Source organism: Rhodococcus sp. p52 (assembly GCF_000763325.2).
In the GTDB taxonomy this organism is placed as follows: domain Bacteria; phylum Actinomycetota; class Actinomycetes; order Mycobacteriales; family Mycobacteriaceae; genus Rhodococcus; species Rhodococcus pyridinivorans.
Genome location: NZ_CP016819.1, coordinates 2,659,058 through 2,683,914 on the forward strand (window position 1 = coordinate 2,659,058; position 24,857 = coordinate 2,683,914).

Here is a 24,857-nt window from a genome sequence, read left to right on the forward strand (position 1 = left end):
AGGTGATCCGATGCCATCGGTGATACTGGGCTGCGTGACGGACCTAGACGGGGGAGACGGGCACGCGTGACGGCCGAATCTGCGCAGCACACCGGACGGCGGGGCGGCGACGATCGTCGTCGCGACGACGAGCTGCCCCATGCCTCGTCGGGTAAGGACTCCTCGGGCGGAGACTCGTCCGGCAGAGGCTCGTCCGGCAACGCCTCGTCGGGTCTCCCCGACGGAGCGATCGCGCGCCCCGACGACGCTCCCCGTCTCGAACCGCGGCCCGTCTACCGGCCCACCGTCGACCCGGCATCGGCCCGTGTCTTCGGGCGCCCGGCCGGCGCCGAGGGATCGTTCGACTCCTCGGCCCATCCCCGCGTCGTCGACCCGCGCGTCCAGCAGGCACCTCCGACCGATGCGATCCTGGCCGAGGCCTACGGACGGCCGTCCGACGTCGACGAGACGCTCCAGCGTCCCCCTTCGCAGCCCGCGGACGAGACCGAGGACGACACCGAACCCGATCCCTGGCGCGACCCCGACTCAGCGGTGCGGCTCGGTCCGCCCCTGGCCGGGCAGACCGAGGAGAAGGAACTTCCTCCGGCTCCCGGACTGACCCTGCGTGAGGTGTTGTTCGACCGCCGCGTCCAACCCCGCGCACTCGCGACCCTGGCCGCTGTGGCTGTCGTGATCGGCATGGTCGGCGGACTCGTCGTCGCGCTCGCGACCGCCGACAACGGTTCGCTGACCAGTCGCGGAGTGACGCTGAGCCAGTCGGGTCCCGACGAGGAACTGCCTACCGGCGCGGTCGCGCGTGTCGCCGACACCGTGCTGCCCGCGGTCGTCTCCATCCAGACCACCGTCGGCGGCGACGCCGGCACCGGCTCGGGCGTGGTGATCGACGGTGCCGGTTACATCGTCACCAACAACCACGTCGTTTCGATGGCCGCCGGCAATCCCGATGCGAAGGTACAGGTCACCTTCGATGACGGCACGAAGGTGCCCGCCTCGATCGTCGGACGCGACATCAAGACCGACTTGGCCGTGCTCGCCGTCGAGAACGTCGACAACCTGGTCGTCGCCGAGCTGGGCCGCTCCGAGGACGTCCAGGTGGGCGAGGACGTCGTCGCGGTCGGTTCGCCGCTCGGCCTGAGCAAGACCGTCACCCGCGGCATCGTCAGCGCGCTGCACCGGCCCATGCGGCTCAGCGGGCAGGGCACCGACACCGACGCGGTGATCGACGCCGTCCAGACCGACGCTTCGATCAACCCCGGCAACTCCGGCGGCCCCCTCATCGACATGGAGGGTCGCGTGATCGGTATCAATTCCGCGATCAAGTCGGAGACCGGCGGTTCGGTGGGCCTGGGCTTCGCGATCCCCATCGACGACGTCACCGAGGTGGCGCAGGAGCTGATCCGCACCGGCGAGATGCGGCACCCGGACATCGGCGTGAACGCACGCTCGGTGGTCAACGACGTCGCGAGCGGCGCGGAGGTCGCCAACGTTCGTCAGGACAGCCCGGCCCAGCGCGCCGGCATCGTCGAGGGCGACGTCATCGTCAAGGTCGGCGCCCGCGAAGTCACCAGCGCCGACGAGCTCGTCGTGGCGGTCCAGCAGCAGGAGATCGACGAACCGATCACCGTCCAGCTCGTGCGCAACGGCCGCCTCGTCGACGTCGAGGTCACCCCCGTCTCTGACTGAGCGGCCCCTGTCTCGGACAGAACGTCCCAGCCGTGTGATGTGACCTTCCACGTAGGTGCTGCGATCCGGACGAGACCACGTACCCTGGATGCGTGTTCGGCAACATCGGTTGGGGCGAGTTCCTGGTACTCATCGTGGCGGCCCTCGTGGTCCTCGGCCCGGAGCGCCTCCCCGGCGCCGTCTCGTGGGTGGCCAAGTCGCTGCGTCAGGTACGCGACTACGCCACGGGTGCGCGCGACCAGCTCGAGCAGGAATTCGGACCGGAGTTCGACGACCTGCGGCAACCGCTGTCCGAGCTGAACCAGCTGCGCGGCATGACACCGCGGGCCGTGATCACGAAGCATCTGCTCGACGGCGACGACTCGATTCTCACCGGCAATTTCGACAAGCCGTCCTCGGCGGCTCCGGGAACGCCCACCAACGGCGCGGCCCGGCCGAACCTGTCGAAGCCGCTCGCTCCGGACGAGAAGCCGCCGATCGATCCCGACGCCACCTGACAGCTTTCCTACGATCGAGCCCCCGCCGTGAAGCACGGCGGGGGCTCGATCGATATCGGGTTCTTACAGGTGACGCGTGGTGTCGATTCCCAGCGACATGCCGGCCAGTCCGCGCCTGCGCACGGCGAGCTTGTCGGAGATCTCCTCGAGCGCCACCGCGGGCGCCGAGTCGGGCGCCGCGAGGACGATCGGGGTACCGGAGTCGCCGGCCTCGCGCACTGCCGGGTCGAGCGGGATCTGGCCGAGCAGCGGCACCGTCGCGCCCACCGCGCGGGTGAGCCGCTCGGCGACGGCCTGACCGCCGCCGCTGCCGAAGACGTCCATTCGGGTGCCGTCGGGCAGCTCGAGCCACGACATGTTCTCCACCACGCCGGCGATGCGCTGACGCGTCTGCAGCGCGATGGAACCGGCGCGCTCGGCGACCTCGGCGGCTGCCTGCTGCGGCGTCGTCACGACGAGGATCTCGGCGTTGGGGATCAGCTGCGCGACGGAGATGGCGACGTCACCCGTGCCGGGCGGCAGGTCGAGGAGCAGGACGTCGAGGTCGCCCCAGAAGACGTCGGCGAGGAACTGCTGCAGCGCGCGGTGCAGCATCGGGCCACGCCACACCACCGGGGGGTTGCCCTCGGTGAACTGGGCGATGGAGATCGTCTTCACGTCGTGCGCGATCGGCGGCATGATCATCCGCTCGACCTGCGTGGGCTTGGCGGACGTGCCGAGCATGCGGGGGATCGAGTGACCGTAGATGTCGGCGTCGAGCACACCCACCGACAGTCCGCGCGCGGCCATCGCCGCGGCGAGATTGACGGTGACCGACGACTTGCCGACACCACCCTTGCCGGAGGCCACCGCGTAGACGCGCGTGAGCGAACCGGGCTGGGCGAACGGGATGACGGGCTCCGTGGAGTCGCCGCGCAGCGACTTGCGGAGCTCGGTGCGCTGCTCGTCGCTCATCACGTCGAGGGTCACCCGGACCTCGCCCACGCCGGCGACGTCGGCGACGGCCTTGGTGACGCGCTCCGAGATCTCGGTGCGCATGGGGCACCCGGCGGTGGTCAGATAGATCGCCACATCGACGCTGCTGTCGGCGCCGATCTCGATGCTCTTGACCATTCCGAGATCGGTGATGGGCTTGCGGATCTCCGGGTCCTGGACCCGTGCGAGCGCACTGCGGACGTCGGACTCACTGACTGCCATGACGCCCATGGTAGGCGGCACGCCGCTCGCGACGGGATACGGGTCGACGGTGACCCGACGACGGCCTCCGGTCCGGGGTGACCCGACGACGGCCTTCGGTTCGGGGTCACCCGACGACGGCCTTCGGTCCGGGGTGACCCGACGACCCTCTCCGGACCTCAGTGGATGCGGGGGAGATCCGCGGGGCTCGGGTCGATGCCGGTGGAGTAGGCCGTCGACCAGGCGAGCACGTTCGCCACGTAGGCCATCGAGTTGTTGTAGCGGTGGATCGCCTTCGTCGAGTGCGCGAGGTTGCGCATGTCGAGGCCACCGTCGCACAGGTACTTCGCGGTGGTGAGCGTCGAATCGTACAGGTTCTGGGGATCGGAGACCCCGTCGCCGTTGCCGTCGCCCGCGTACTGGTTCCACGTGGTGGGGATGAATTGCATCGGCCCGACCGCACGGTCGTAGACGGTGTCGCCGTCGAGGGCGCCGCCGTCGGTGTCGTGGATGACGGCCTGGCCGGGCAGGCTGCCGTTGAGCGGCAGTCCGATGACGGGCTCGAGCAGGTTGCCCTTGGCGTCGGCATGACCACCGTTGGCGTGTCCGGACTCGACGCGGCCGATGCCGGCGAGGAGCGTCCAGTGCATGCCGCAGGCGGGATTCTCCTCGGCGAGGATGCGCTCGGCGTTGCGGTAGGCGGCGTAGTTGATGCCGGGGATGCCGAGGGGGCCCTCGTGGAGGACCTCGGGCTCGGGTTCCGGCGGGGGGGCGGCCTTGAAGGTGCGCACGGGTGCCGGTTCGGGCTCGAGCATGATCGTCTGCACGGCGGCGACCGCTTCGGGAATCGCGTTCGCGAGGTCGGCCGAGTCGGTCGACGACGCCGTCGGCTCGGTCTCGTGGTGAGCTGCACCCATCAGCGCTCGCGGCGACGCACCCGCGGTGGTCGCGGCTGCGGCGACCAGTCCGACCGGAACGAGTCCGGTCATCGCGATGACGGAATTTCGCCGAAGCTTCGAATCCGACGGTTTGGCGTGGCGGCCCAATGGATAACCCTCCCTCGGGTGCCTCGGAACGAGACACCTTCGTTACGTGCCGGGCCGAGGTTACAGCATTCGATGCCTTTCCGTTACTCAAACGTGATGTAACGGGGTCGTATGCGTACTGCTGTGGCCCGTCCGTGCTGGTCCGGTGGGTCGGGTGGGGTGAAAGAAAAAGATGACGACACGCGTGTCGTGCGTGGCGTCACCTCACGTGTGTGCCGGGAGTTATTCGCAGAAGGCGGGCACCAGGCAGGGGAGTTCGGGCAACTCCGGCATCGGCGGCGGAGCCGGGATGTTCTGTTCGGGTGCCTGCTGAGCCGGAGTGTCGGCGGGCGCTTGCTGGGCCGGCTGAGGTGTCGCCTCCGGAGCGGGCGCGGTGACCGCCGGAGCCGGCGCGGCGGCCGCGACATCCGAGGCGTTCGGAACGGGCCGCGCCGGGATCGGAGCGAGATCGGCGGGAGCCACCTCGGCGGCCTTCGAATACGCACCGGACCAGTGCCGGACATTCGCCAGATAGTCCGGTGACGGATCGACCGACGCCACCGCCCGCGCCTCCCCGTCCGGCTCGCGCAGGTTTCCGCCCTCCGCGCACATCCGGGCACCGGCGGCCAGGGTCGCGTCGAAGATGTTCTGTGGATCGGCGGTGCCGTCCGCGTTGCCGTCCGCCGAGTACTGCTCCCACACCGCGGGGGCCAGGCGCATCGGCCCGAGCAGCCCCTCCGGGGTGACGACCGGCGCGGTCAGCGTGCCCAGGATGTCGGTGCGTCCCCCGTCCGCGTGTCCGGAGTTCAGGCGCCCGACGGCGGCGAGCAGATTCCACGGCAGGCCGCACTCGGGAGAGTCGATGGCCAGCTGCATCTCGGCCGCGCGATAGGCGTAGAAGACGAGTTCGGGGATCGCGAGCGGCCCGTCGCCGAGGGCCGCCGCACCCCCTGCCGCGGCCACGGCATCGGGCGGAAGCTGGGTGAGCGGGTCGCTCGGGCTGCGCAGCGGTTGCGCCTCGCGCACCTCGCCGGGGAGCACGCCCACCGCCGGAGCGGCGCTCGGCTCGGTCTCGGCGGACGTCGTCTCCGCCACCACCGTCGCCGACGACGCTGTCGCCGCGAGTCCGGCAGCGACGATCACCGGCATCGCCAGCGCGACCTTCCACCGCACGCGATCACCCTCCTCCGATCGTCCGTCCGACTGATGTGACGAAGGTTACAGAAGGGTGTCGGGTTGTGTGCAACGGGGCGTGCCGGACAACAGGACGGGGTCCCTCAGTGACGGGGCCCGCGGGTGCGTGGAGTGCCGGCGTCGTCCTCGTTCTCGTCGTCGATCAGCAGGGCGCGCAGATCGTCGAGTTCGCGACGCAGATAGTCGCGGGTCGCGACCTCACCCACCGCGAGTCGCAGAGCCGCGAGTTCGCGTGCCAGGAACTCGGTGTCGGCCTTGGTCTGCTCGGCGCGGGCGCGATCCTCCTCGAGAGATACGCGGTCGCGGTTCTCCTGCCGGTTCTGCGCCAGCAGGATCAACGGCGCCGCATAGGCGGCCTGCGTCGAGAAGGCCAGGTTGAGAAGGATGAAGGGATAGGGATCCCACTGCAGTCCGACCGCGGCGATGTTGAGGGCGATCCACACGATGACGACGATCGTCTGGATGGCGAGATAACGGCCCGTTCCGAGGAACCGGGCGATCGACTCGCTGACCCGGCCCACCGCCTCGGCGTCGAAGTTGAAGCGGAACCTCGACGCCTGTGGGGTCTCGAGGCGCGAGCGGCCCTGCGTGCTGCGGTCACTCATCCTCGATGTCCTCCTCGCGCCAGTCCTCCGGCAGCAGATGGTCGAGCACGTCGTCGACGCTCACCGCGCCGAGCAGGTGCCCCTCGTCGTCCACCACCGGACCGCAGACCAGGTTGTACGTCGCGAAGTACCGGGTGACGGTGGTCAGGGCGTCGTCGGGGGCCAGGCGCGGCAGGTCGTCGTCGACGACCCCTCCCACCAGGCTCGCAGGCGGTTCCCGGAGCAATCGTTGCAGATGGACACAGCCGAGGTACTTGCCGGTGGGCGTCGCGGTGGGCGGCCGCACGACGAAGACCATCGACGCCAGGGCGGGACTCAGATCCGGATTGCGGGCGCGGGCGAGCGCTTCGGCCACCGTGGTCGCCGGCGTCAGCACGACCGGCTCGGGGGTCATCAGACCACCGGCGGTGTCGGGGGAGTGCTCGAGCAGGCGGCGCACCGGCTCGGAGTCCTCGGGGTCCATGCGTTGCAGGAACGACTCGGCATCCGTCGCAGGCAGCTCACCGAGGAGGTCGGCGACGTCGTCGGGATCCATCGCCTCGAGCACCGCGACCGCCCGGTCGAGGCCGAGCTGGGTGAGCAGGTCGGTCTGGTCGTCGGAGGGCAGCTCCTGCACGATGTCGGCGAGGCGTTCGTCGTCGAGCGCCGCGGCGACCTCGGTGCGTCTCTTGATCGGCAGGGCGCGCAGGGCGTTCGCGACGTCCGGCGGGCGCATGTCCTCGAACTGCAGGAGCAACTGCGCGACACCCTGTCCGGGCATCGACAGTGCCTGCTGGGTGAGTCCGTGCACGTGCGGCCATTCCACGATGTGGATGGGGGAGCGGCGCGCGAGCCGGCCGCGATGGCGACGCACCGCCACGCGGGCGACGACCCAGTCGCGGGTGCGCATGAGCTCGAGCCCCAGATCCACCACGACGGCGTCGACACCCATCAGGTCCGGCAGCTCCGGGTCGTCGACGCGCACACGCGAATCGAGGACCTGACCGAGGGCGAGCACCTCCGAGGGTCGCTGCGTGAACCGGCGCAGACTGACGTTGCCGGTGACGAGGGTGACCGCGCCGGGTTCGATCGCGGTCACGCGCAGCATCGGGACGAAGATCCGCTTGCGGGTGGGCAGTTCGACGACGAGCCCCAGCGCACGAGGCGGCTGACGTCCCACTCGTATGGTCAGCACGACATCGCGGACGCGGCCGATGGACTCGCCGTCGGGGCCGAGAACGACCAGTCCGGCCAGCCGCGCGACGAAGACCTTGCTCACTGCTGCCATGATTGCCAGGCTAGAGCGTGCCCACGCTGTTCCCGGAACTCGGAGGTCTGGTCAGGTCATGTCGTTTTCGTTCAGGCCCCGAAGATCGGTACTCGCGGTTCCCGGCAGCAGCCGGAAGATGATCGACAAGGCCAAGGGCCTTCCCGCCGACGAGATCTTCCTCGATCTCGAGGACGCGGTGTCGCCGCTGGCCAAGGAGCAGGCCCGCAGCACCATCGTCGAAGCTCTGAACGAGGACGGCTGGGGCGACCAGATCAAGGTCGTGCGCGTCAACGACTGGACCACGGACGCGACCTATCTCGACGTCGCGACGGTCGTCGGTGGTGCCGGCGCGAATCTCGACGCGATCCTGCTGCCGAAGGTGCCCGACGCGAGCCACGTGAAGGCGCTCGACCTGCTCCTCACGCAGGTCGAGAAGGCCCACGGTCTCGAGGCGGGACGGATCGGTATCGAACCGCAGATCGAGAACGCCATCGGGTTGACGAACATCAACGAGATCGCGACGGCGAGCCCGCGCGTGCAGACACTCGTGTTCGGTCCGGCAGACTTCATGGCGAGCATCAACATGCGCACCCTCGTCGTCGGTGAGCAGCCCGAGGGTTACGACGTCGGCGACGCCTACCACCACATCCTCATGACGATCCTCATGGCCGCGCGTGCGCACGGGCTGCAGGCCATCGACGGTCCCTACCTCCAGATCCGCGACGTCGACGCCTTCCGCCGGTCGGCGCAGCGCACCGCCGCCCTGGGCTTCGACGGCAAGTGGGTGCTGCACCCGAGCCAGATCGACGCGGCCAACGAGGTCTTCAGCCCCCGGCAGGAGGACTACGACAAGGCCGAGATGATCCTCGACGCCTACGAGTGGCACACCTCGGCCGAGGGCGGCGCCCGCGGTGCCGCGATGCTCGGTGACGAGATGATCGACGAGGCGAGCCGGAAGATGGCCCTCGTGATCTCCGCGAAGGGCCGGGCCGCGGGGTTGCAGCGCACCCAGAAGTTCGAGCCGCCGGCCTCCTGACGGGAACGACCAGGGAAAAGAACATATCGGGCGAACCATCGCGGCGTGCTGGTCCCTGTCGAGGCAGAATGGAGACCGGCGCCGCGACCGTCGGCGTGCATCGCGAAGGAGCCGAAACGACATGACGAATCCCCTCGGACCCGGTCGCCAGGTACCCGGTCTGCCGACACCTCCCACGGGCTGGCCCGTCGGTTCGTACCCGACCTATGCCGAGGCGCAACGGGCGGTCGACCACCTGGCCGATCAGAACTTCTCCGTCGAGGACGTCACCATCGTCGGTGTCGATCTCATGCAGGTCGAACGGGTCACCGGTCGGCTCACGTGGCCGAAGGTGATCGGCGGCGGCATCGTCTCGGGCGCATGGCTCGGCGTGTTCTTCGGTCTCCTGCTCGGCATCTTCTCCACCGACTTCCTCGGCCCGCTGCTCGTCGGCCTCGTCGGCGGCATCATCTTCGGCCTCATCTCGGCGAGCATCCCGTACGCCGCGACCCGCGGTCAGCGCGACTTCTCGTCCACCATGCAGCTCGTCGCCGGCCGCTACGACGTGCTGTGCCAGCCGCCCACCGCCGAGAAGGCGCGCGACATCCTCGCCAAGCTCGCCATCTGATCGTCTCGCGGTCGCGCGTTCGCCGAGAACGGCACTCGTCGTGATCGGCCTCGCGCCACTACTGTCGATCCCATGCCCGACCTCGATTCGGTGGCCGATGCCCTCTACGGCCTCGACCCAGGAGACTTCGTGGCGGCCCGCTCCGAATTCGCGGCGCAGGCACGCGAAGCGGGCGACCGCGAGCTGACGGCGGCCATCGGCAGACTGCGCAAACCGACGGTCGCGGCCTGGATGGTCAACCTGCTCGCCCGCGAACGGGCCGACGAACTCGCGGCGTTGCTCGACATCGGATCCGCCCTGCGCACCGCGCAACGACGACTGTCCGGCAGCGAGATGCGGAAACTGTCGGAGCAGCGTCGCCGGGTGGTCGCCGCGCTCGAGCGCGACGCGGGTCGGCTCGCCGCCGACCGCGGCCGCACCGTCTCGGAGAGCGCACTGCGTGAGGTGGGGCGCACCCTCAACGCCGCGTTGTCGGATCCCGACATCGGGCAGCAGGTCCGGCAGGGCCGGCTCGACGCGATCGTCGAGTCCGACGGTTTCGGCGACCTGTCGGCGATGCCGCTCACCGTCGTCCGCGGAGGGTCGGAGGAGGACGACGAGGACGACCGGACGGCAGCGGGCAAGTCTGCACGCAAGAGCAAGGGCGAGCGCGAACCCACGGAGCGTGAGAAGGCGGACCAGGCGGCTCGCGAGGCGGAGATCGACGAGGCCGCTGCCGCTCTCGACTCGGCGCACAGCGCGGCCGAGGAAGCGCGCGAAGCCGCGTCGGCGGCAGAGCAGGAGCTGGCCCGTCACGAGGAGGAGGTCGCCGAGCTGCGGGCGAAGCTCGAACACGCAGAGCAGCAACGCACCTTCGCGCGCCGCGCCGCCGCCGAGGCGAAGAAGCGGGTGGTCGCCGCCGAACGTGCCGTCTCGGCCGCCGAGGTCGACCTCGCCCGGACGAAGAACTGAGCTGTCAGGAATGCGCCTTCGCGTGCGCGACGAACTTGCGCTGCCAGGGCGTCTCGACCGCGCGCGGATGGTAGTGCCGCCGAACGAAGTCGACCGCCTCCTCCGGGGAGAGCCCGTCGAGGACGGCGAGGCACGCCAGTGCGGTGCCGGTGCGGCCGCGTCCACGCCCGCACGCGATCTCCACCCGCTGTCTTCCCGCGCGGATCCACGCCTCGTACAGGATGGCGAGAGCGTCCTCCGGGTCGCGTGGCGTGCGGAAGTCGGGCCAGTGGATCCACCGCGACTCCCATTCGAACGGTGCTGCCGGGGGGCGGCCGAGGAGATACACCCCGAAGTCGGGAAACGGCTCGCCGAACACCGGTCTGCGCATCCCGCGTCCCCGCACGAGTCGGCCGGAGGGCAGCTGCAGCACCCCGGTGTCTGCTGGATCCCACTCGCGTCGCACGCTGGAAACCTACCCGCCCGGAGCCGGTGTACCGAACGTCACGGCCGTTCACCCGCGGTGCAAGTTCGCGGTCGATAGTGTCGTTCCATGGGTGAGCGAACGGAACCGGAGATCAGAGTTCTGGAGTCGGAAGCCGAACTGCGGGAGGCGTCCGCGCTGTTCCGCACGGCGATGGTGGGTCTGCCCTCGTGGCCCGAGGTTCCCGACGGGACGGTGAGCCGCTACCTCGAGGCCGGCCGCACGTGGGGTGCTTTCCTCGACGGCATGCTCGTCGGGACAGTCGACGCCACGAGCGGAAATCTCACCCTGCCCGGCGGCGCCCGGGTGCCGCACGCGGCGGTCACCCACATCGGTGTGCTGCCCACCCACACGCGTCGCGGCGTGATCTCCGGACTCGTGCACCGGCAGTTGAGCGACGCGCGCGACCGCGGTGAGATCCTCGCGACGCTGCGTGCCTCCGAAGCGACCATCTACGGCCGGTTCGGCTACGGCGTCGCCTCGACTTCGGTGTCCGTCGACGTCGACGTGCGTGGTGCCGCACTGCGTCCCGACGTGCCCGAGTCCGGAGCGGTGCGTCTGCTGACCTATCCGGAGGCGTGGGACGTGCTGGCGCAGATCCATTCCCGTCATCTGCCGCCGCGCCCCGGCATGATCGATCGGTCGGAGTACTGGTGGAACTCGCGCCGGTGGCGGGCCGACTCGCTCACCGATCCGATGTACGTGGCGGTGCACGGCGAACCGGGACAGGAGGACGGTTTCGTCCGGTACCACCCCGTCGACACGCAGGGGTGGTTCACCAGTCGAAACCGCACCGTCGTGGTCGACGACTTCTTCGCCCCCTCGCCCGCGGCGTACGCCGGCCTGATCCGGTTCCTGCTCGACCTCGACCTGGTCGACACCTTGCGGTTCGCGGCACTTCCGCAGGACGACCAACTCCCGCTCATGCTCGGCGACGCGCGTGCCGTGCACTTCCGCTCGGTCTCGGACGAGACGTGGTTGCGCATCCTCGACCTCTATCGGGCGCTGTCGGCGCGGAGTTACCGAGGCTTCGGCTCGGTGACCGTGGAGGTGACCGATCCGGTGCTGACCGACAACGCCGGTGTCTTCGAGATCTCCGCCGACGGCGTGGCGCGCACCGCGGGACCGGCCGACCTGACGATCGACATCGCCGACCTCGGTGCGCTCCTGCTCGGCCGGCAGGGCTGGCACCGGATGGTCGACGCGGGGCGCGCCCGGGTGCACCGGCCCGAGGCCGTCGACACCGCTGACCTGCTGTTCTCCTGGCCCCAGGCACCCTTCTCGGGGACCTCCTTCTGACCTCGTCGTCGTGCCGATTCCGTTCCGGATGTACGCCCTGCTCGTTTTGCTACGGCTGGCCGGTACGGGCGTTATCGTCGGATCACGAGGTCCCCGATGCGAGCGGAGTCGCGCATGAGACGGTCGGGCAAGAGTCGGCGGACGAGCCGAGCGGTCACAGCTTCCGCAGCTGCTGTGCTCCTGGCGTCGGGGCTGGCCGCGTGCGGCAGCGACGACGAGGGTGTCGTCCTGTCCTTCTACACGGCCGCCGACGGTGCCGAGCAGTACGCGCAGGCCGCGGAGGTGTGCACCGCGGAGGCGGGCGGCCGATATCGCGTGCAGCAGAGGACACTTCCGAAGAACGCCGACGACCAGCGACTGCAGTTGGCGCGGCGGCTGACGGGTAACGACCCGGGGCTCGACCTCATGACCCTCGACGTCGTGTGGACGGCCGAGTTCGCCGAGGCCGGGTGGGCGCTGCCGCTGCCCGACGATGTTGCAGCTGCGGTCTCCGAGGGCACCCTCGAAGGTCCCCTCGAATCGGCGACCTGGCAGGACCGGCTGTACGCCGCACCGCTCAACACCAACACCCAGTTGCTCTGGTACCGAAAGGATCTCATGCCGGACGGGCAACCTCCGGAGACCTGGGACGAGATGATCGAGATTGCGAGCGGCCTCGCCGAGGAGGGCCGGCCGTCGTGGATCGGTGTGCAGGGCCGGCAGTACGAGGGGCTGATGGTGTGGTTCAACACCTTGCTCTCGAGCGCCGGAGGCTCGGTGGTGGGGGAGGACGGTGTCACCGTCACCCTCACCGACAACGACGCGGCGGTGACCGCGCTCGACATCATGAAGCGCGTTGCGACCGCGCCCGGCGCCGATCCCTCCCTGAACCAGGCCGACGAGGCGGCCGTCCGTCTCGGTATGGAGAGCGGGCGCACCGCGTTCCAGGTCAACTGGCCGTTCGTCCTGCCGGGCATCATGGAGAACGAGGGGGCCCTGCCCTTCATCGACGAGAACGGCAATGTCACCTCGGAGAACACCGGCAACACGGTCCTCGCCGTCGACGGTGAGCAGAATTTCCTTCCCGCGCCGTACCCCTCGGTGACCCCCGGCGAGCCCGCCCAGGTCACCATCGGCGGGTTCAACATCGCCGTCGCCCGCACGAGTACCCACCCGGATCTCGCGTTCGAAGCGATGCAGTGCCTGCGCAACGAGGAGAACCAGCGCAACAACGCCATCGGTGGCGGCGTGCCGCCGACGCTCGCGGCGCTGTACGACGACCCCGATTTCCAGGAGGCCTATCCGGCCTGGCGTGAGGTCCGCGCCGGTCTCGAGAACGCCGCGGTGCGTCCCGCTTCACCGGCCTACCAGAGCATTTCGACACTGGTGACGGCCACCCTCAACCCGGTCGACCAGATCGATCCGCCCCGCACCGTCGAGGAACTCGCCGAGCAGGTGCGCAAGGCGGTCAATTCGGAAGGACTGATCCCGTGACCGCCGTCGAATCGACACCGACCGACGAGACCCCGAAGGAACCGTCGACGAAGACGAAAGCAGCGCTGTCCGAGGGGAAGAAGGCCGAACGGCGACTCGGTCTGCTGCTCGTCGCCCCCGCCGCGATCGTGATGCTCGCCGTCACGGCCTATCCGGTGGGATACGCCGTCTGGCTCAGTCTGCAGCGTTACGATCTGCGCTTCCCCGACGAACGGCGCTTCGTCGGACTGTCGAACTATGTCGCGGTGCTCAGCGACGGATTCTGGTGGCAGGCCTTCATGGTCACCTCGCTCGTCACCCTGGTCTCCGTCGCGATCGAGTTCGTGCTCGGCCTCGCGATCGCACTCGTCATGCACCGCACCATCGTCGGCAAGGGCATCGTGCGCACGGTGGTGCTGATCCCGTACGGCATCGTCACCGTCGCCGCCGCCTACAGCTGGTACTACGCGTGGACCCCGGGCACGGGCTATCTCGCGAACCTGCTGCCCGACGGCAGCGCCCCGCTCACCGACCAGATCCCGTCCCTGGCGATCATCGTGCTCGCCGAGGTGTGGAAGACCACGCCGTTCATGGCACTGCTGCTCCTCGCCGGCCTCGCACTCGTCCCCGACGATCTGCTCAAGGCGGCGCAGGTCGACGGCGCCGGAGCGTGGACACGTCTGGTGCGGATCATCGTGCCGCTGATGAAACCGGCGATCCTCGTCGCCCTGCTCTTCCGCACGCTCGACGCCTTCCGCATCTTCGACAACATCTACGTCCTCACCCGCGGTGCCAACGGCACCGGATCGGTGTCGATCCTCGGTTACGACAATCTGTTCCGGGCCTTCAACCTCGGCATCGGGTCGGCGATCAGCGTCCTGATCTTCCTGTGCGTCGCGATCATCGCGTTCGTGTTCATCAAGTTGTTCGGTGCATCCGCGCCCGGCTCGGACGAAGGGGGCCGATGATGGCCGAGACCAGGAAACGGACCCTGTCGTGGTCGGCGGTGAACCTGATCGTCCTGCTCTACGCACTCGTCCCGGTGCTGTGGATCGCGAGCCTGTCGTTCAAGCCGCCCGGCACCATCCAGGACGGCCGGTTCATCCCGCAGCAGTGGACGCTCGACAACTACCGCGGCATCTTCCGCACCGACGCGTTCACGAGCGCGCTGATCAACTCCATCGGCATCGGCCTGATCGCCACGGTCATCGCGGTGATCCTCGGGACGATGGCCGCCTACGCGATCGCCCGGCTCGACTTCCCCGGTAAGAAGATTCTGGTGGGCGTGGCGCTGCTCATCGCGATGTTCCCCCAGATCTCCCTCGTCAGCCCGCTGTTCGAGATCATGCGCGGCCTCGGACTGTTCGACACGTGGGCGGCACTGATCCTGCCGTACATCACCTTCTCGCTACCGCTCGCGATCTACACCCTGTCGGCCTTCTTCAAGGAGATCCCGTGGGAACTCGAGAAGGCCGCGAAGATGGACGGCGCGACACCGGGTCAGGCGTTCCGGAAGGTCGTGGCCCCACTCGCCGCTCCCGGCATCATCACGGCGGCGATCCTGGTGTTCATCTTCTGCTGGAACGACCTGCTGTTCGCGATCTCGCTGACCTCCACCGAGCGGTCCATCACCGCACCCGCCGCGATCGCGAACTTCACGGGTGCATCGCAGTTCGAGGAACCGACCGGCTCGATCGCGGCGGCGGCCGTCGTCATCACGATCCCGATCATCGTGTTCGTCCTGATCTTCCAACGTCGAATCGTCGCCGGACTGACCTCCGGCGCAGTGAAGGGATAACTATCGTGGCCGAGATCGTGCTCGACAAGGTGACGAAGGAATATCCGGACGGAGCGAAGGCCGTCAGCGACGTGGATCTCGAGATCGCCGACGGCGAGTTCATCATCCTCGTCGGCCCGTCCGGGTGCGGAAAATCCACGACGCTCAACATGATCGCCGGTCTCGAGGACATCTCCGACGGCGAGCTGCGCATCGCGGGTGAGCGTGTCAACGAGCGGGCACCGAAGGACCGCGACATCGCGATGGTCTTCCAGTCCTACGCGCTGTACCCGCACATGTCGGTGCGCGACAACATCGCGTTCCCGCTCACCCTCGCGAAGGTGTCCAAGGACGAGATCGCCCGCAAGGTCGACGAGGCGGCCCGGATCCTCGATCTCACACAGCATCTCGACCGCAAGCCCGCCAACCTGTCGGGCGGTCAGCGGCAACGCGTGGCCATGGGTCGTGCGATCGTGCGCAGCCCCAAGGCGTTCCTCATGGATGAGCCGCTGTCGAATCTCGACGCGAAGCTGCGCGTGCAGATGCGCACCGAGATCGCGCGCCTGCAGAAGCGTCTCGGGACCACGACGGTGTACGTCACGCACGACCAGACCGAGGCGATGACGCTCGGCGACCGCGTCGTCGTGATGCGCGGTGGGATCGTGCAGCAGGTCGGGGCGCCGCAGGAGTTGTACGACCATCCGCGGAACCTGTTCGTCGCCGGCTTCATCGGATCGCCGTCGATGAACTTCGTTCCGGGGCAGATCGAGAACGGTTCGATCCGCACCTCGTTCGGCGAGTTCCGGTTGCCCGACGAGCGGTGGGAGACCGTGCGTCGCAACAATCCGTCGCGCGAGGTGGTCGTCGGTATCCGTCCGGAGCACTTCGAGGACACCGACCTGCTCGACCCGACCCAACGGGAGACGGGCGTGACCTTCTCCGCCGAGGTCGACGTGCTCGAGTCGATGGGCTCCGACAAGTTCGCGTACTTCACGGCCGAGGGGCCGGGCGTGCACTCGAAGGACCTCGACGAACTCGCCGCCGACGCCGGTGCCGACATGTCGGCCGAATCGCTGGTCGCGCGATTGTCGGTGGAATCGCAGGCCACCAAGGGCGGGACCGTGCAGTTGTGGTTCGACAGGGCGAAGATCGCCTTGTTCGATCAGGAGACCGGCGCGAACGTCACCCTCTGACAAACCGGCTTCGGTGGATCCGACCCCGGAAAGCGGGGTCGGATCCACCGAAGCCGTCAGCGGGGTGCGCGGCTACGGAGCTCGTCGACGATCTCCTCGCTCCACACGTGCCGCCGCACGAGCCGGTACCGCTCGCTCGCGATCCACAGATACACCTCGGCGTCGGTGCGTGAGCGCAACATCCCCGCTTCCCGGGCCATCGCGACGACGGGGACGAATTCCTCCTCGTACCAGCGCCGCGCGACCTCCTCGCGGGTGAGGTACTCGCCGAGATCCTGCATCAAGCGGAAACCCCACGCCTCGACGGCCTCGGCCAGTTCGGCGTATCCCCACGGGTCGGACACGCGGATCGTGTCCTGGGCCGCGCCGTGCAGGGGAACGCGGCCGAGAAACATCCTGAAGTGGTCCTTGCGCACGAGATCGGGACGGGCGGTGATGCCCTCCGCGGGCACCTTCGTGGTGATCTCGGTGACGTAGGCGTCGATGGTGCGGTCGCCCTGCGCGTAGGCGATGGACACACGGTGGTGCCCGTCCTGCACGAAATGCATCGGTCCCACCCGGTACACAGAGATCGGGGGCATGGCCTCGCCGCGCCGCCGCGCGGCCGCGATGCGTTCCCACCTGGCGCGCAGGCGTGCCGAGGTGGGGCGGAAACGGCGGTCGAAGTCGTCGGCACGGTCGACGCTGCCGACGATCGAGGCGACCTCGATGATCTGCAACCCGAGTCGCCGTTCACCGAGGCGTCCGAGGGCTGCGACGACGTCGTCGAAGGGCAGCACCGTGTTGACGTCGGCCGGTTCGCGGCGCAGCCATGCGATCAGCCGGGCGTACTCGGCGCGCCGGCGTTGCCGGGCGAAATCGTCGCCGGCATCGGAGACCGGAAAACCGGTGTCGCGAGCCACGCGTCGACGGTACCGCGCGGTGCACAGGTCTGGGTGTGAACCGCATGTGCGGGGACGGGGACTACATTGCAGGGGTGACCGACGCAGTTCTCGCCACCGTCCGCAGCCACCTCACCGAGCATCTGACCGTGCCGGGGGATCCGGAGCCGGAATCGGCGTCGGTGACCTTCCTCGGTCTCGAACCGATCGAGGTCCTCCGCTTCCGTGGTGCAGAGCTCCTGCGGTACGCGACCCTGGGGTGCTCCCGGCACCCGATGGGCGACCCGACCGACATGGTGGCCGACCCGACGCGCGGGCCGCGTGCCGAACTGGTGCTCAGCCTGCGCGACGACGAGGGCGTCACCGCCGGCGTCCACCGCACCCTCGCGGTGCTCGCGGCGCTGCCCGCCGTGGAGGGTGTGGTCCTCACCGACGACGCCCTGCTCGATCTCGGGGAGCCGCTGTGGCCGGGCGCTCCGTTCACCGCGGTGTTGCTCGAGACGGCCGACGTGCCGTCGCTGGAACTGCCCGAGCCCTCCGATCCGGTCCACTTCTTCGAGGCCCGCCCGATCACCGGTACCGAGGCGGCCTGGAAGCGGCTGAAGGGAACCGAGGCGCTGCGCGAGGCGTGGGAGGAAGCGGGCATCGACCTGAGCGACCCGCGCCGGGCGCAAGCACGTCTGTGACCGTCCCGGTTCTCACGGACCGCGCGCTCGGACGCGCCACGCTGGCCCGCCGTCACCCCCGCGGCACGACCACTCCGAGCGATCCGGCACCGAGGCACACGGTCGTGCCGGGGGTGGACGAGCGCGCCTGCAACGCCGACCCGTCCCCGGAGACGCGGACGTACACCGTCCCGAGTCCTTCGGTGACGGGGACCGGAACGGATGCGCGGCCGGGGAAGCCGAGGTCGATCGTGCCGTCGGCGGAGGCCCGGTAGTTCACCTGCACGGTCCACTCCCAGTCGCCCGCGGGGGAATCGAGCGGCACGGCCGTGACGGCGTCGGTGGTGACGCGATGGCCACAGTCGGGCTCGGGGCCGGGCGGGACGAGGCGCAGCGGCAGCAGGTCGGCAGGAGTGCGGTGACCGAGATCGTCGAGGACCCACAGGTCGGTCGCGTGGTCGCGGATGTCGGACCGGACGGGCAGCGCGGAGAAGACGGACCCCACCAGGTTGTGCGGGTAGGTGACGGGCAGCAGGATCCATACCGACACCGGGTGATCGAGCACGGGCTCGTCGGGCCGGGCCGTGAGCGCCGCCTTCGCCGCCCCGAGATAATCGCCCGTCGGATTGTCCGACCAGCTGCGCGCGAACGTCACGGTCGACCACAGGGAGCCGACGGTGAACACGGCCGCGCAGGTCCAGGCGGCCGCACGCACGGCACGAGGACGGGACGTCGTGCCTCGTCGCGGGGCGCGCAGGATCAGCGCCGCGGCGATCGCGACGACCACGGCGGAGTCGGCGAAGTAGCGCAGAGTGCGCGCGAGTTCGTAGGTGGTCTCCGGACCGAAGCGGGTGCTGATCATCGCCGCGAGCGAGGCCAGGATGTAGGCGATCACAGCGAACCACACGGGCCCCGTCCGCCGTCGCCGGCGCACCGTCCACGCTGCGGCGCCCGCGACAGCGAGCCACGCGACCACGACGAGCACGAGCGGGGGATCGGCCCAGGGCGGGCTCGGATTCCACCGCTCCCATTCCCAGGGACCCCCGAGCAGCGACGGCAACAGCCCGTAGGAGATGCCGTGATGGGTCAACCCGGCCACCATCGACCACGGCGGGATCCCGAACCGGGATTCGACGATCGTCGAGTAACAGACCGCCCACACGACCAGCACGGCCGCCGAGCCGAGCCACAACGGCCGGGCCTGCGCCCACGTGCTGCGGATCGGCCGAACGAGTCCGTCGACGTGGTGTGCGAGGGCGACCGTCGCGAACGCGGCGAACGGAACGAGGACCGACTTCTCGAAGAACACCAGCGCCACAGCGGTGACGACGAGGGCGCTCACGATATGACGGCGCCGGCCGGTCCTGCTGTACTGCAGCGCATCTCCCGCCACCCAGGCCAGTGCGGCCTGCAGCGGCAACGCGTTGAGCGCGGCCGACCACCACGCGAAGGCCGGAAGCGTCAGCGGCGTGAGGAGATAGAACAGCAACGGTCCCCACAGAGCGCGTCGCGGGCCGAGCAGCAACCAGAGCACCCGCAGCACCGCCAGCGAGGCGAGCAACTGACCGATCACGAGCGAGGCCGCCGCCGGCCACCATTCCAGCGGCGCGATCGCCGTGGCGATCCCCGCCACGAGGAAGGCGGCGGGCATCAGGTGACCGTCGTGGTCGTACCGCAGGAAGGCGTCGGACAGCAGCGGATACGACCCCGCGCGCCCGACGAGGATCAGGTCGTCCCAGTAGAACTCGCCGGTCGCGGCCACCACGGTCCGGAGGATCGTCTGCAGCAGGATCAGCGCGAGGGCGACGGCGAGCACGTGGCGCCGAGGAGATCGCGCAGCCTGCGCAGCGCGTGTCGAGGGGCGGTCGAGTTCGGTGGTCACAACCAGTTGTTGCGCCTGAAGGTGACGAACAGTCCCACGGTGATCGCGACGATCGCGGAGAGCACGACGTAATAGCCGTATTGCCAATGCAGTTCGGGCATGCGATCGAAGTTCATGCCGTAGATCCCGGCGATCATCGTCGGCACGGCGGCGATCGCGACCCACGCGGAGATCTTGCGCATGTCGGTGTTCTGCTGCACGGTGACCTTCGCGATCGCCGCGTCGAGCAGCGTGCCGAGCGTCTCGTCGAAGGCCGCGATGCGGTCGGACACCGTGGTGTGGTGGTCGGCGACGTCGCGGAAGTAGCGCCGGACGTCCTTCGGGATCGGGTTGCCCGGCGCCCGGATGAGTTGCTGCAGTGGTTCGGCGAGCGGCACGACGGCGCGGCGCAACTGCACGATCTCGCGCTTGAGCATGTAGATCTGGTCGACCGCGATCCGCGTGTCGGGGGTGAACACGAGTTCCTCGATGTCGTCGACGTCGGGTTGCACGGCCGTGGTGACGGCGAGATAGGAGTCGACCACGTGGTCGGCGATCGCGTGGAGCACGGCCGCCGGACCGCGGGACAGATGATCGGGGTCGCGTTCGAGGCGCTTGCGCACGTGCGAGAGCTCGGAGTGGTCGCCGTGCCGCACGCTCACGATGAAGTCGGGGCCGGTGAACAACATGATCTCGCCGGTCTCGACGATGTCCTTGGTGGTCGTCACCGACTCGTGCTCGATGTAACTGACGGTGCGCAGCACCAGGAACAGCACGTCGTCGTAGCGCTCGAGCTTCGGGCGCTGGTGGGCGTGGACGGCGTCCTCGACCATCAGCTCGTGGAGTCCGAAGGTGTGCGAGACGTTCGTCATCTGCTTCTCGTCGGGGTGGTGCAGCCCGAGCCACACGAATCCCGTACCGCGCCGACGTACCTCTGCCACCGCCTCGGTGTGGCTGTAGCGGCCGGGCAGGCGGTGCCCGTCGACGTAGACCGCGCAGTCGACCACCGCTTGCTCGGTGGGGACCGGGGGAGTGGGGCCGCGACGGGGGGCACGAGAAGGCTGGTGCGGCATGTTGTCCTTCCTCACGGCATGCCGCTGGGACGCGGCCCGGTCGCAGGCCCGCGGCGGGGCGGTCGCCCGTCGACGGGGACCGGGCGGGGCAGCTCCAATCATGCTAGCCCGCCGACCTGACAGACTGGTGGCGTGCGTATCGATCTCCACACCCACTCGTCCGCATCGGACGGCACCGACCGTCCCGCGGAACTGGTCCGTGCCGCTGCCCGGGCGGGTCTCGACGTCGTGGCCCTGACCGACCACGACACGACCGCGGGATGGGACGAGGCCGCAGCGGCCCTGCCGACGGGCCTGCGTCTCGTCCGGGGAATGGAGATGTCCTGCACGGGACGCGGGGAGGACGGCGCCCCGGTCGCCGTGCACCTGCTGGCCTATCTGTTCGACCCGCACGATCCGGTCTTCGTCGCCGAACTCGAGCGGCTCCGTGGTGAACGGGTGTCGCGGATCCGGGCGATGGGTGTGCGGATGGCGGACGATGGTCTGCCGATCGACATCGACGCAGTGCTCGCCGAGGCGGGCCCCGCCGCGGGCCGGCCCCATCTGGCGCGGGCGCTCGTCGCCGCCGGTGTGGTGCCCACGGTGGCCGACGCCTTCACCGAGCTGCTGTCGCCGCGCGGCCGTTACTACGTACCGAAGGCTGATACCCCGCTCGCCGACGCCGTGAAGATGGTGACGGCCGCGGGCGGTGTGCCGGTGGTGGCGCACGCCCGGGCACGTGCGCGTGGGCGGCTCCTCGCCCTCGACCACATCGAGGAACTCGCCGAACTCGGGCTCGGCGGTGTCGAGGCCGATCATCCCGATCACGACGAGCAGGATGTGCGGACGATGCGCGATCTCGCGCGGTCGCTCGGGGTCGTCGTCACGGGATCGTCCGACTATCACGGCGACAACAAGACCATCAGGCTCGGCAGCTTCACCACGGCTCCGGCGGCGTACGAGGCGTTGCTCGACTGCGCGACCGGTGTGGAGGTGCTCGAGGGATGAGGCGACGGGGTGCGCGGTATCCGGACGAGGAGTACGGGTCGCCGAACGACGAAAACTACTACGACAGTGAGTACTACAACGAACCGTATTACCCGGACGAGGGGTACTACGCCGATCCGTACGAACCCGCATCGCGCCGCGCGAGTCTGCCCGTCCGCGCCCTCCGCGCTCTCTCCGGTGTGGTGTGCGGGGCGGTGCTGGTCCTGACGTTCGTGGTGTGCGGGGCCCAGTACCTCGCCGGCGACCGCGGTTTCCCCGGCCCGGGCGCCACCTCGGTCGCCGCGCACGTCGTCGCCGCGCTCGTGGCCGTGATCGCCCAGGTGACGGCGGATCGACGCTCGGGTGGCACAGCACTCCTGTCGAGCCTTGTGGTGATCTTCACTGCATCGATTCTGATGATCACTCAGTGGTGGGGATGACGGCCCCGAGTGCCGTCTCGGCTACCCGTCGGTAGCCATCGTGTAACTGCGGAAATTCATCGCGGTGCGCCCGCGGCGCGGTGTTCACGGCACGTAAACTCACAGGTGAGGCGACAAAACCGTGAGACCTTCGCAATCGATGCCGATTTGATTGTTCGTCTGCGAAGGTGGCAAACTTGCGGCAATCCGAAAGCCGGAATACCCCGGAATCGGACGAAGGATGGCAGACCCACCCAGGGCTAGATCACCCAGGGCTCGATGCCAGGGCCACCCGCCCCGGCTCCATCACGTTCCGGAAGCCGTACAGCGTTGTACAGCGGCAGTCGTGATCGCGCCCGGAAGCTTCAATCCAATGTCCTTGGCGAAGCGCTGCAACTCGATGCATGCACGTGTGTGAGATGCATCGAACTGCGGTGTTTTCGCAGCAACCGAGTCCAGAGGTCGACTCGGAACACGCAGGAGTGTCATCGTGTCAATTGTGTCTGATGCACCTACCCCTCAGAAGCTCGAGTTGACGGACGAGGAGATCTTCTCGAGTCACGTCGACGGCAAGCTGTCGGTCGAACTGACCGCGCCGCTCGAGAACCAGCGCGATCTGTCCATTGCATACACCCCCGGTGTCGCCCAGGTCTGCCGGGCCATCGCCGCCGACGAGACCCTCGTCGACCGTTACACCTGGACCAACCGCCTGGTCGTCGTCGTCTCCGACGGCACCGCGGTCCTCGGTCTCGGCAACATCGGCGCACGTGCCTCGCTGCCGGTGATGGAGGGCAAGTCCGCGCTGTTCAAGAAGTTCGCGGGCCTGAACTCCATCCCGCTGGTGCTCGACACCACCGATCCCGACGCGATCGTCGAGACCCTCATCCGGCTGCGTCCGTCCTTCGGCGCCGTCAACCTCGAGGACATCTCGGCTCCGCGCTGCTTCGAGATCGAGAAGCGCGTCATCGAGGCGCTCGACTGCCCGGTCATGCACGACGACCAGCACGGCACCGCCATCGTCGCCCTGGCCGCCCTCAAGGGTGCGGTGAAGGTGCAGGGCCGCGACATCGCCGACCTGCGCATCGTGATCTCCGGCGCCGGAGCTGCCGGCGTGGCGTGCACGAACATCCTGCTCGCCGCCGGTGCGCGCGATGTGGTGGTGCTCGATTCGAAGGGCATCATCTCCTCCGACCGCACCGATCTCGGTGAGATCAAGGCCGATCTGGCCTCCCGCACCAACCCGGAGGGCCGCAAGGGCGGCATCGCCGAGGCGCTCGACGGCGCCGACGTCTACCTCGGCGTGTCGTCGGGCACCGTGCCCGAGGAGATCGTCGCGACGATGGCCGACGACGCCATCATCTTCGCGATGTCGAACCCGGATCCGGAGATCCACCCCGACATCGCCCACAAGCACGCCGCGATCGTGGCGACCGGTCGCAGCGACTTCCCGAACCAGATCAACAACGTGCTGGCTTTCCCCGGTGTGTTCAAGGGCGCTCTCGACGCAGGTGCCCGCCGCATCACCGAGGGCATGAAGCTCGCCGCCGCCGAGGCCATCCTCTCGGTCGTCGGTGACGAACTGGCTGCGGACAAGATCGTCCCGAGCCCGCTCGACCCGCGCGTGGCGCCCGCCGTCGCCGAGGCCGTCGCGGCCGCGGCGAAGGCCGAAGGCGTCACCGACTAGGGATTCGCTCCCGGCGAGATCGCACCGAACGCCCCGATCCGAACCGCACAAGGGTTCCGGACCGGGGCGTTCGGCGTCTCGGCGGGCCGGACGGTCGGGCACGTGCGGACCGTGGCGCACCGGTGGGCGACAATGACCGCCGTGGCGAACGAAGCGAGACGGATCCGGCCGGTCGCGGCGACGGTGCTCACCGCATGCGCGGCGGCGGCCGTGCTCCAGGGGTGTGCGTCGCCCGTTCTCGACGAGGCGGCACCGTCGACGACGGTGATCGTCGGGGCGGGGGAGCGGCCCGACGAGGAACTGCTCGCGCAGCTGTACGCGGGAGCGCTGCGCAGTAGCGGGATCGACGTGCAGGTCCGCTCCGGCGTCGCCGATCCGACCCCAGCGCTCGACGCCGCCGATCTCACACTGATCCCCGGCTACACGGGACGGCTGCTCGCGTCCTACGATCCCGGTGCCGACGCGACCGACGCCGAGGACGTCTTCGAAGCGCTGGCGCGCGCACTGCCCGACGAACTGACCATCTCCGATTACGCCTCGGCGCAGGACCGCGCGGTGCTGCTCGCCGACCGCGAACGGCTCACGCAATGGTCGGTGAGCCGCGTGGCCGACCTCGCCGGCCGCTGCGCCGACCTGACCTTCGCGGTGACCGAGGACTTCGACACCGCCGGTGGACTCACCGCCCTCGAACGCGCCGACTGCCGCCCGCGCGAGGTGCGACGGATCGAGGATGCACAGTCCGTCGCCGTCGCGTCGGAACCCGACACGGTCGTCGGAACCACCACGACGTCGTCCGCCCTCGCGGAGATCGACGCGGATTCGCCCGTGAGCACCGTGCCCGACGCACCCGACCGCAGCCCGCAGGACGACACGAACGCCGACGATGCGCCCGCCCCGGTCCTGCCGGCCCAGAACGTCGTCCCGGTCTTCCGCAAGGGCACCCTCGACGAGGCACAACTCGACGCGTTGCGGACCATCGCGGGTGAACTGACCACGAGCGATCTCACCGAACTGCGTGCGCGTGTCGAGGAGGGAGACGATCCCGAGACCGTGGCCCGCGAATGGATCGACGAACACGCCGGAGCGTGAACGGCACCCCGC

At 69.2% G+C, this 24,857-nt stretch carries 24 protein-coding genes; 15 read left to right on the forward strand and 9 right to left on the reverse strand.

Going from position 1 to position 24,857, the window contains the following annotated elements; all coding sequences use genetic code 11:
* The first annotated feature begins 66 nt into the window (after window positions 1-66).
* Window positions 67-1,683, forward strand: a complete 1,617-nt coding sequence (locus IM25_RS12360; protein WP_033097297.1) for a trypsin-like peptidase domain-containing protein — start codon at window positions 67-69, stop codon at window positions 1,681-1,683.
* A gap of 92 nt (window positions 1,684-1,775) precedes the next feature.
* Window positions 1,776-2,180, forward strand: coding sequence for a Sec-independent protein translocase protein TatB (gene tatB, locus IM25_RS12365; protein WP_006554292.1), 405 nt, complete (start codon window positions 1,776-1,778; stop codon window positions 2,178-2,180).
* 63 nt (window positions 2,181-2,243) lie between these two features.
* Here the strand turns inward: tatB and IM25_RS12370 are convergent, their stop codons facing one another.
* The 5 genes from IM25_RS12370 to IM25_RS12390 form a co-directional block, all read right to left on the reverse strand.
* Window positions 2,244-3,377: an Mrp/NBP35 family ATP-binding protein gene (locus tag IM25_RS12370; protein WP_065996521.1), complete on the reverse strand. Its 1,134-nt coding sequence runs from the start codon at window positions 3,375-3,377 to the stop codon at window positions 2,244-2,246.
* A 158-nt stretch (window positions 3,378-3,535) separates the two neighbouring features.
* Entirely contained in the window at window positions 3,536-4,402 is an 867-nt protein-coding gene (locus IM25_RS12375) for a lytic transglycosylase domain-containing protein (protein ID WP_065996075.1), read from the reverse strand.
* Window positions 4,403-4,624: 222 nt separating this feature from the next.
* The gene (locus IM25_RS12380) at window positions 4,625-5,554 is read right to left on the reverse strand and encodes a hypothetical protein (protein ID WP_033097298.1); all 930 of its coding nucleotides are present in this window, start codon (window positions 5,552-5,554) and stop codon (window positions 4,625-4,627) included.
* A gap of 104 nt (window positions 5,555-5,658) precedes the next feature.
* Entirely contained in the window at window positions 5,659-6,180 is a 522-nt protein-coding gene (locus IM25_RS12385; RefSeq protein WP_006554296.1) for a DUF1003 domain-containing protein, read from the reverse strand.
* On the reverse strand, window positions 6,173-7,447 hold the full coding sequence (locus tag IM25_RS12390) for a magnesium transporter MgtE N-terminal domain-containing protein (protein WP_065996076.1): 1,275 nt from the start codon (window positions 7,445-7,447) through the stop codon (window positions 6,173-6,175). Before IM25_RS12390 ends, IM25_RS12385 begins: the two co-directional genes overlap by 8 nt.
* A gap of 58 nt (window positions 7,448-7,505) precedes the next feature.
* Between IM25_RS12390 and IM25_RS12395 the strand changes: the two genes are divergently transcribed.
* The 3 genes from IM25_RS12395 to IM25_RS12405 all read left to right on the forward strand — a co-directional run bounded on the left by IM25_RS12395 (window position 7,506) and on the right by IM25_RS12405 (window position 10,023).
* Entirely contained in the window at window positions 7,506-8,465 is a 960-nt protein-coding gene (locus tag IM25_RS12395) for an HpcH/HpaI aldolase/citrate lyase family protein (protein WP_006554298.1), read from the forward strand.
* A gap of 121 nt (window positions 8,466-8,586) precedes the next feature.
* Entirely contained in the window at window positions 8,587-9,072 is a 486-nt protein-coding gene (locus IM25_RS12400) for a general stress protein (protein ID WP_006554299.1), read from the forward strand.
* Between the two features lie 72 nt (window positions 9,073-9,144).
* Window positions 9,145-10,023, forward strand: a complete 879-nt coding sequence (locus IM25_RS12405) for a hypothetical protein (RefSeq protein ID WP_033097299.1) — start codon at window positions 9,145-9,147, stop codon at window positions 10,021-10,023.
* Between the two features lie 4 nt (window positions 10,024-10,027).
* Here the strand turns inward: IM25_RS12405 and IM25_RS12410 are convergent, their stop codons facing one another.
* Entirely contained in the window at window positions 10,028-10,468 is a 441-nt protein-coding gene (locus IM25_RS12410) for a protein-tyrosine phosphatase family protein (protein WP_019288067.1), read from the reverse strand.
* A gap of 87 nt (window positions 10,469-10,555) precedes the next feature.
* Here IM25_RS12410 and IM25_RS12415 point away from each other — a divergent pair, with 87 nt between their 5' ends.
* The 5 genes from IM25_RS12415 (at window position 10,556) to IM25_RS12435 (ending at window position 16,207) form a co-directional block, all read left to right on the forward strand.
* Window positions 10,556-11,785, forward strand: a complete 1,230-nt coding sequence (locus IM25_RS12415; RefSeq protein ID WP_033097300.1) for a GNAT family N-acetyltransferase — start codon at window positions 10,556-10,558, stop codon at window positions 11,783-11,785.
* Between the two features lie 114 nt (window positions 11,786-11,899).
* The gene (locus tag IM25_RS12420; protein ID WP_052040065.1) at window positions 11,900-13,258 is read left to right on the forward strand and encodes an ABC transporter substrate-binding protein; all 1,359 of its coding nucleotides are present in this window, start codon (window positions 11,900-11,902) and stop codon (window positions 13,256-13,258) included.
* A 65-nt stretch (window positions 13,259-13,323) separates the two neighbouring features.
* Window positions 13,324-14,205: a carbohydrate ABC transporter permease gene (locus IM25_RS12425; RefSeq protein WP_094981110.1), complete on the forward strand. Its 882-nt coding sequence runs from the start codon at window positions 13,324-13,326 to the stop codon at window positions 14,203-14,205.
* A complete protein-coding gene (locus tag IM25_RS12430; protein ID WP_006554305.1) occupies window positions 14,205-15,035 on the forward strand; it encodes a carbohydrate ABC transporter permease in 831 nt (276 codons plus the stop codon). The genes IM25_RS12425 and IM25_RS12430 overlap by 1 nt, the downstream gene beginning before the upstream one ends.
* A gap of 5 nt (window positions 15,036-15,040) precedes the next feature.
* Entirely contained in the window at window positions 15,041-16,207 is a 1,167-nt protein-coding gene (locus IM25_RS12435; RefSeq protein ID WP_024103451.1) for an ABC transporter ATP-binding protein, read from the forward strand.
* A 56-nt stretch (window positions 16,208-16,263) separates the two neighbouring features.
* Here IM25_RS12435 and IM25_RS12440 read toward each other — a convergent pair whose 3' ends face one another.
* Window positions 16,264-17,109 (reverse strand): hypothetical protein, encoded by an 846-nt coding sequence (locus IM25_RS12440; protein WP_006554307.1) that lies wholly within the window; start codon window positions 17,107-17,109, stop codon window positions 16,264-16,266.
* A 74-nt stretch (window positions 17,110-17,183) separates the two neighbouring features.
* Here IM25_RS12440 and IM25_RS12445 point away from each other — a divergent pair, with 74 nt between their 5' ends.
* A complete protein-coding gene (locus tag IM25_RS12445) occupies window positions 17,184-17,774 on the forward strand; it encodes a suppressor of fused domain protein (protein WP_006554308.1) in 591 nt (196 codons plus the stop codon).
* A 52-nt stretch (window positions 17,775-17,826) separates the two neighbouring features.
* On the opposite strand, the gene IM25_RS12450 is transcribed toward IM25_RS12445, so the two are convergent.
* Together IM25_RS12450 and IM25_RS12455 are read right to left on the reverse strand one after the other, a co-directional pair.
* Window positions 17,827-19,635 (reverse strand): hypothetical protein, encoded by a 1,809-nt coding sequence (locus IM25_RS12450; protein WP_006554309.1) that lies wholly within the window; start codon window positions 19,633-19,635, stop codon window positions 17,827-17,829.
* On the reverse strand, window positions 19,632-20,687 hold the full coding sequence (locus IM25_RS12455; RefSeq protein WP_033097391.1) for a magnesium and cobalt transport protein CorA: 1,056 nt from the start codon (window positions 20,685-20,687) through the stop codon (window positions 19,632-19,634). The genes IM25_RS12450 and IM25_RS12455 overlap by 4 nt, the downstream gene beginning before the upstream one ends.
* A gap of 132 nt (window positions 20,688-20,819) precedes the next feature.
* On the opposite strand from IM25_RS12455, the gene IM25_RS12460 reads away from it, so the two are divergent.
* The 4 genes from IM25_RS12460 (at window position 20,820) to IM25_RS12475 (ending at window position 24,845) form a co-directional block, all read left to right on the forward strand.
* The gene (locus IM25_RS12460) at window positions 20,820-21,674 is read left to right on the forward strand and encodes a PHP domain-containing protein (RefSeq protein WP_006554311.1); all 855 of its coding nucleotides are present in this window, start codon (window positions 20,820-20,822) and stop codon (window positions 21,672-21,674) included.
* Window positions 21,671-22,093 carry a hypothetical protein gene (locus IM25_RS12465; RefSeq protein ID WP_006554312.1) on the forward strand — a complete coding sequence of 141 codons (423 nt, stop codon included), beginning with the start codon at window positions 21,671-21,673 and terminating at the stop codon, window positions 22,091-22,093. The genes IM25_RS12460 and IM25_RS12465 overlap by 4 nt, the downstream gene beginning before the upstream one ends.
* Before the next feature lie 469 nt (window positions 22,094-22,562).
* A complete protein-coding gene (locus IM25_RS12470) occupies window positions 22,563-23,756 on the forward strand; it encodes an NAD(P)-dependent malic enzyme (protein ID WP_033097302.1) in 1,194 nt (397 codons plus the stop codon).
* A 132-nt stretch (window positions 23,757-23,888) separates the two neighbouring features.
* On the forward strand, window positions 23,889-24,845 hold the full coding sequence (locus tag IM25_RS12475) for a glycine betaine ABC transporter substrate-binding protein (RefSeq protein ID WP_019288076.1): 957 nt from the start codon (window positions 23,889-23,891) through the stop codon (window positions 24,843-24,845).
* The last annotated feature ends 12 nt before the right edge of the window (window positions 24,846-24,857 follow it).

Excerpts from the sequence above, each read along its gene's own strand:
- IM25_RS12465 (WP_006554312.1), top strand. The coding sequence starts at position 21,671 with ATGAGGCGACGGGGTGCGCGGTATCCGGACGAGGAGTACGGGTCGCCG.
- IM25_RS12455 (WP_033097391.1), bottom strand. The coding sequence starts at position 20,687 with ATGCCGCACCAGCCTTCTCGTGCCCCCCGTCGCGGCCCCACTCCCCCG.
- IM25_RS12400 (WP_006554299.1), top strand. The coding sequence starts at position 8,587 with ATGACGAATCCCCTCGGACCCGGTCGCCAGGTACCCGGTCTGCCGACA.
- IM25_RS12475 (WP_019288076.1), top strand. The coding sequence starts at position 23,889 with ATGACCGCCGTGGCGAACGAAGCGAGACGGATCCGGCCGGTCGCGGCG.
- IM25_RS12405 (WP_033097299.1), top strand. The coding sequence starts at position 9,145 with ATGCCCGACCTCGATTCGGTGGCCGATGCCCTCTACGGCCTCGACCCA.
- IM25_RS12385 (WP_006554296.1), bottom strand. The coding sequence starts at position 6,180 with ATGAGTGACCGCAGCACGCAGGGCCGCTCGCGCCTCGAGACCCCACAG.
- IM25_RS12390 (WP_065996076.1), bottom strand. The coding sequence starts at position 7,447 with ATGGCAGCAGTGAGCAAGGTCTTCGTCGCGCGGCTGGCCGGACTGGTC.
- IM25_RS12395 (WP_006554298.1), top strand. The coding sequence starts at position 7,506 with ATGTCGTTTTCGTTCAGGCCCCGAAGATCGGTACTCGCGGTTCCCGGC.
- IM25_RS12430 (WP_006554305.1), top strand. The coding sequence starts at position 14,205 with ATGGCCGAGACCAGGAAACGGACCCTGTCGTGGTCGGCGGTGAACCTG.
- IM25_RS12370 (WP_065996521.1), bottom strand. The coding sequence starts at position 3,377 with ATGGCAGTCAGTGAGTCCGACGTCCGCAGTGCGCTCGCACGGGTCCAG.
- IM25_RS12420 (WP_052040065.1), top strand. The coding sequence starts at position 11,900 with ATGAGACGGTCGGGCAAGAGTCGGCGGACGAGCCGAGCGGTCACAGCT.
- IM25_RS12415 (WP_033097300.1), top strand. The coding sequence starts at position 10,556 with ATGGGTGAGCGAACGGAACCGGAGATCAGAGTTCTGGAGTCGGAAGCC.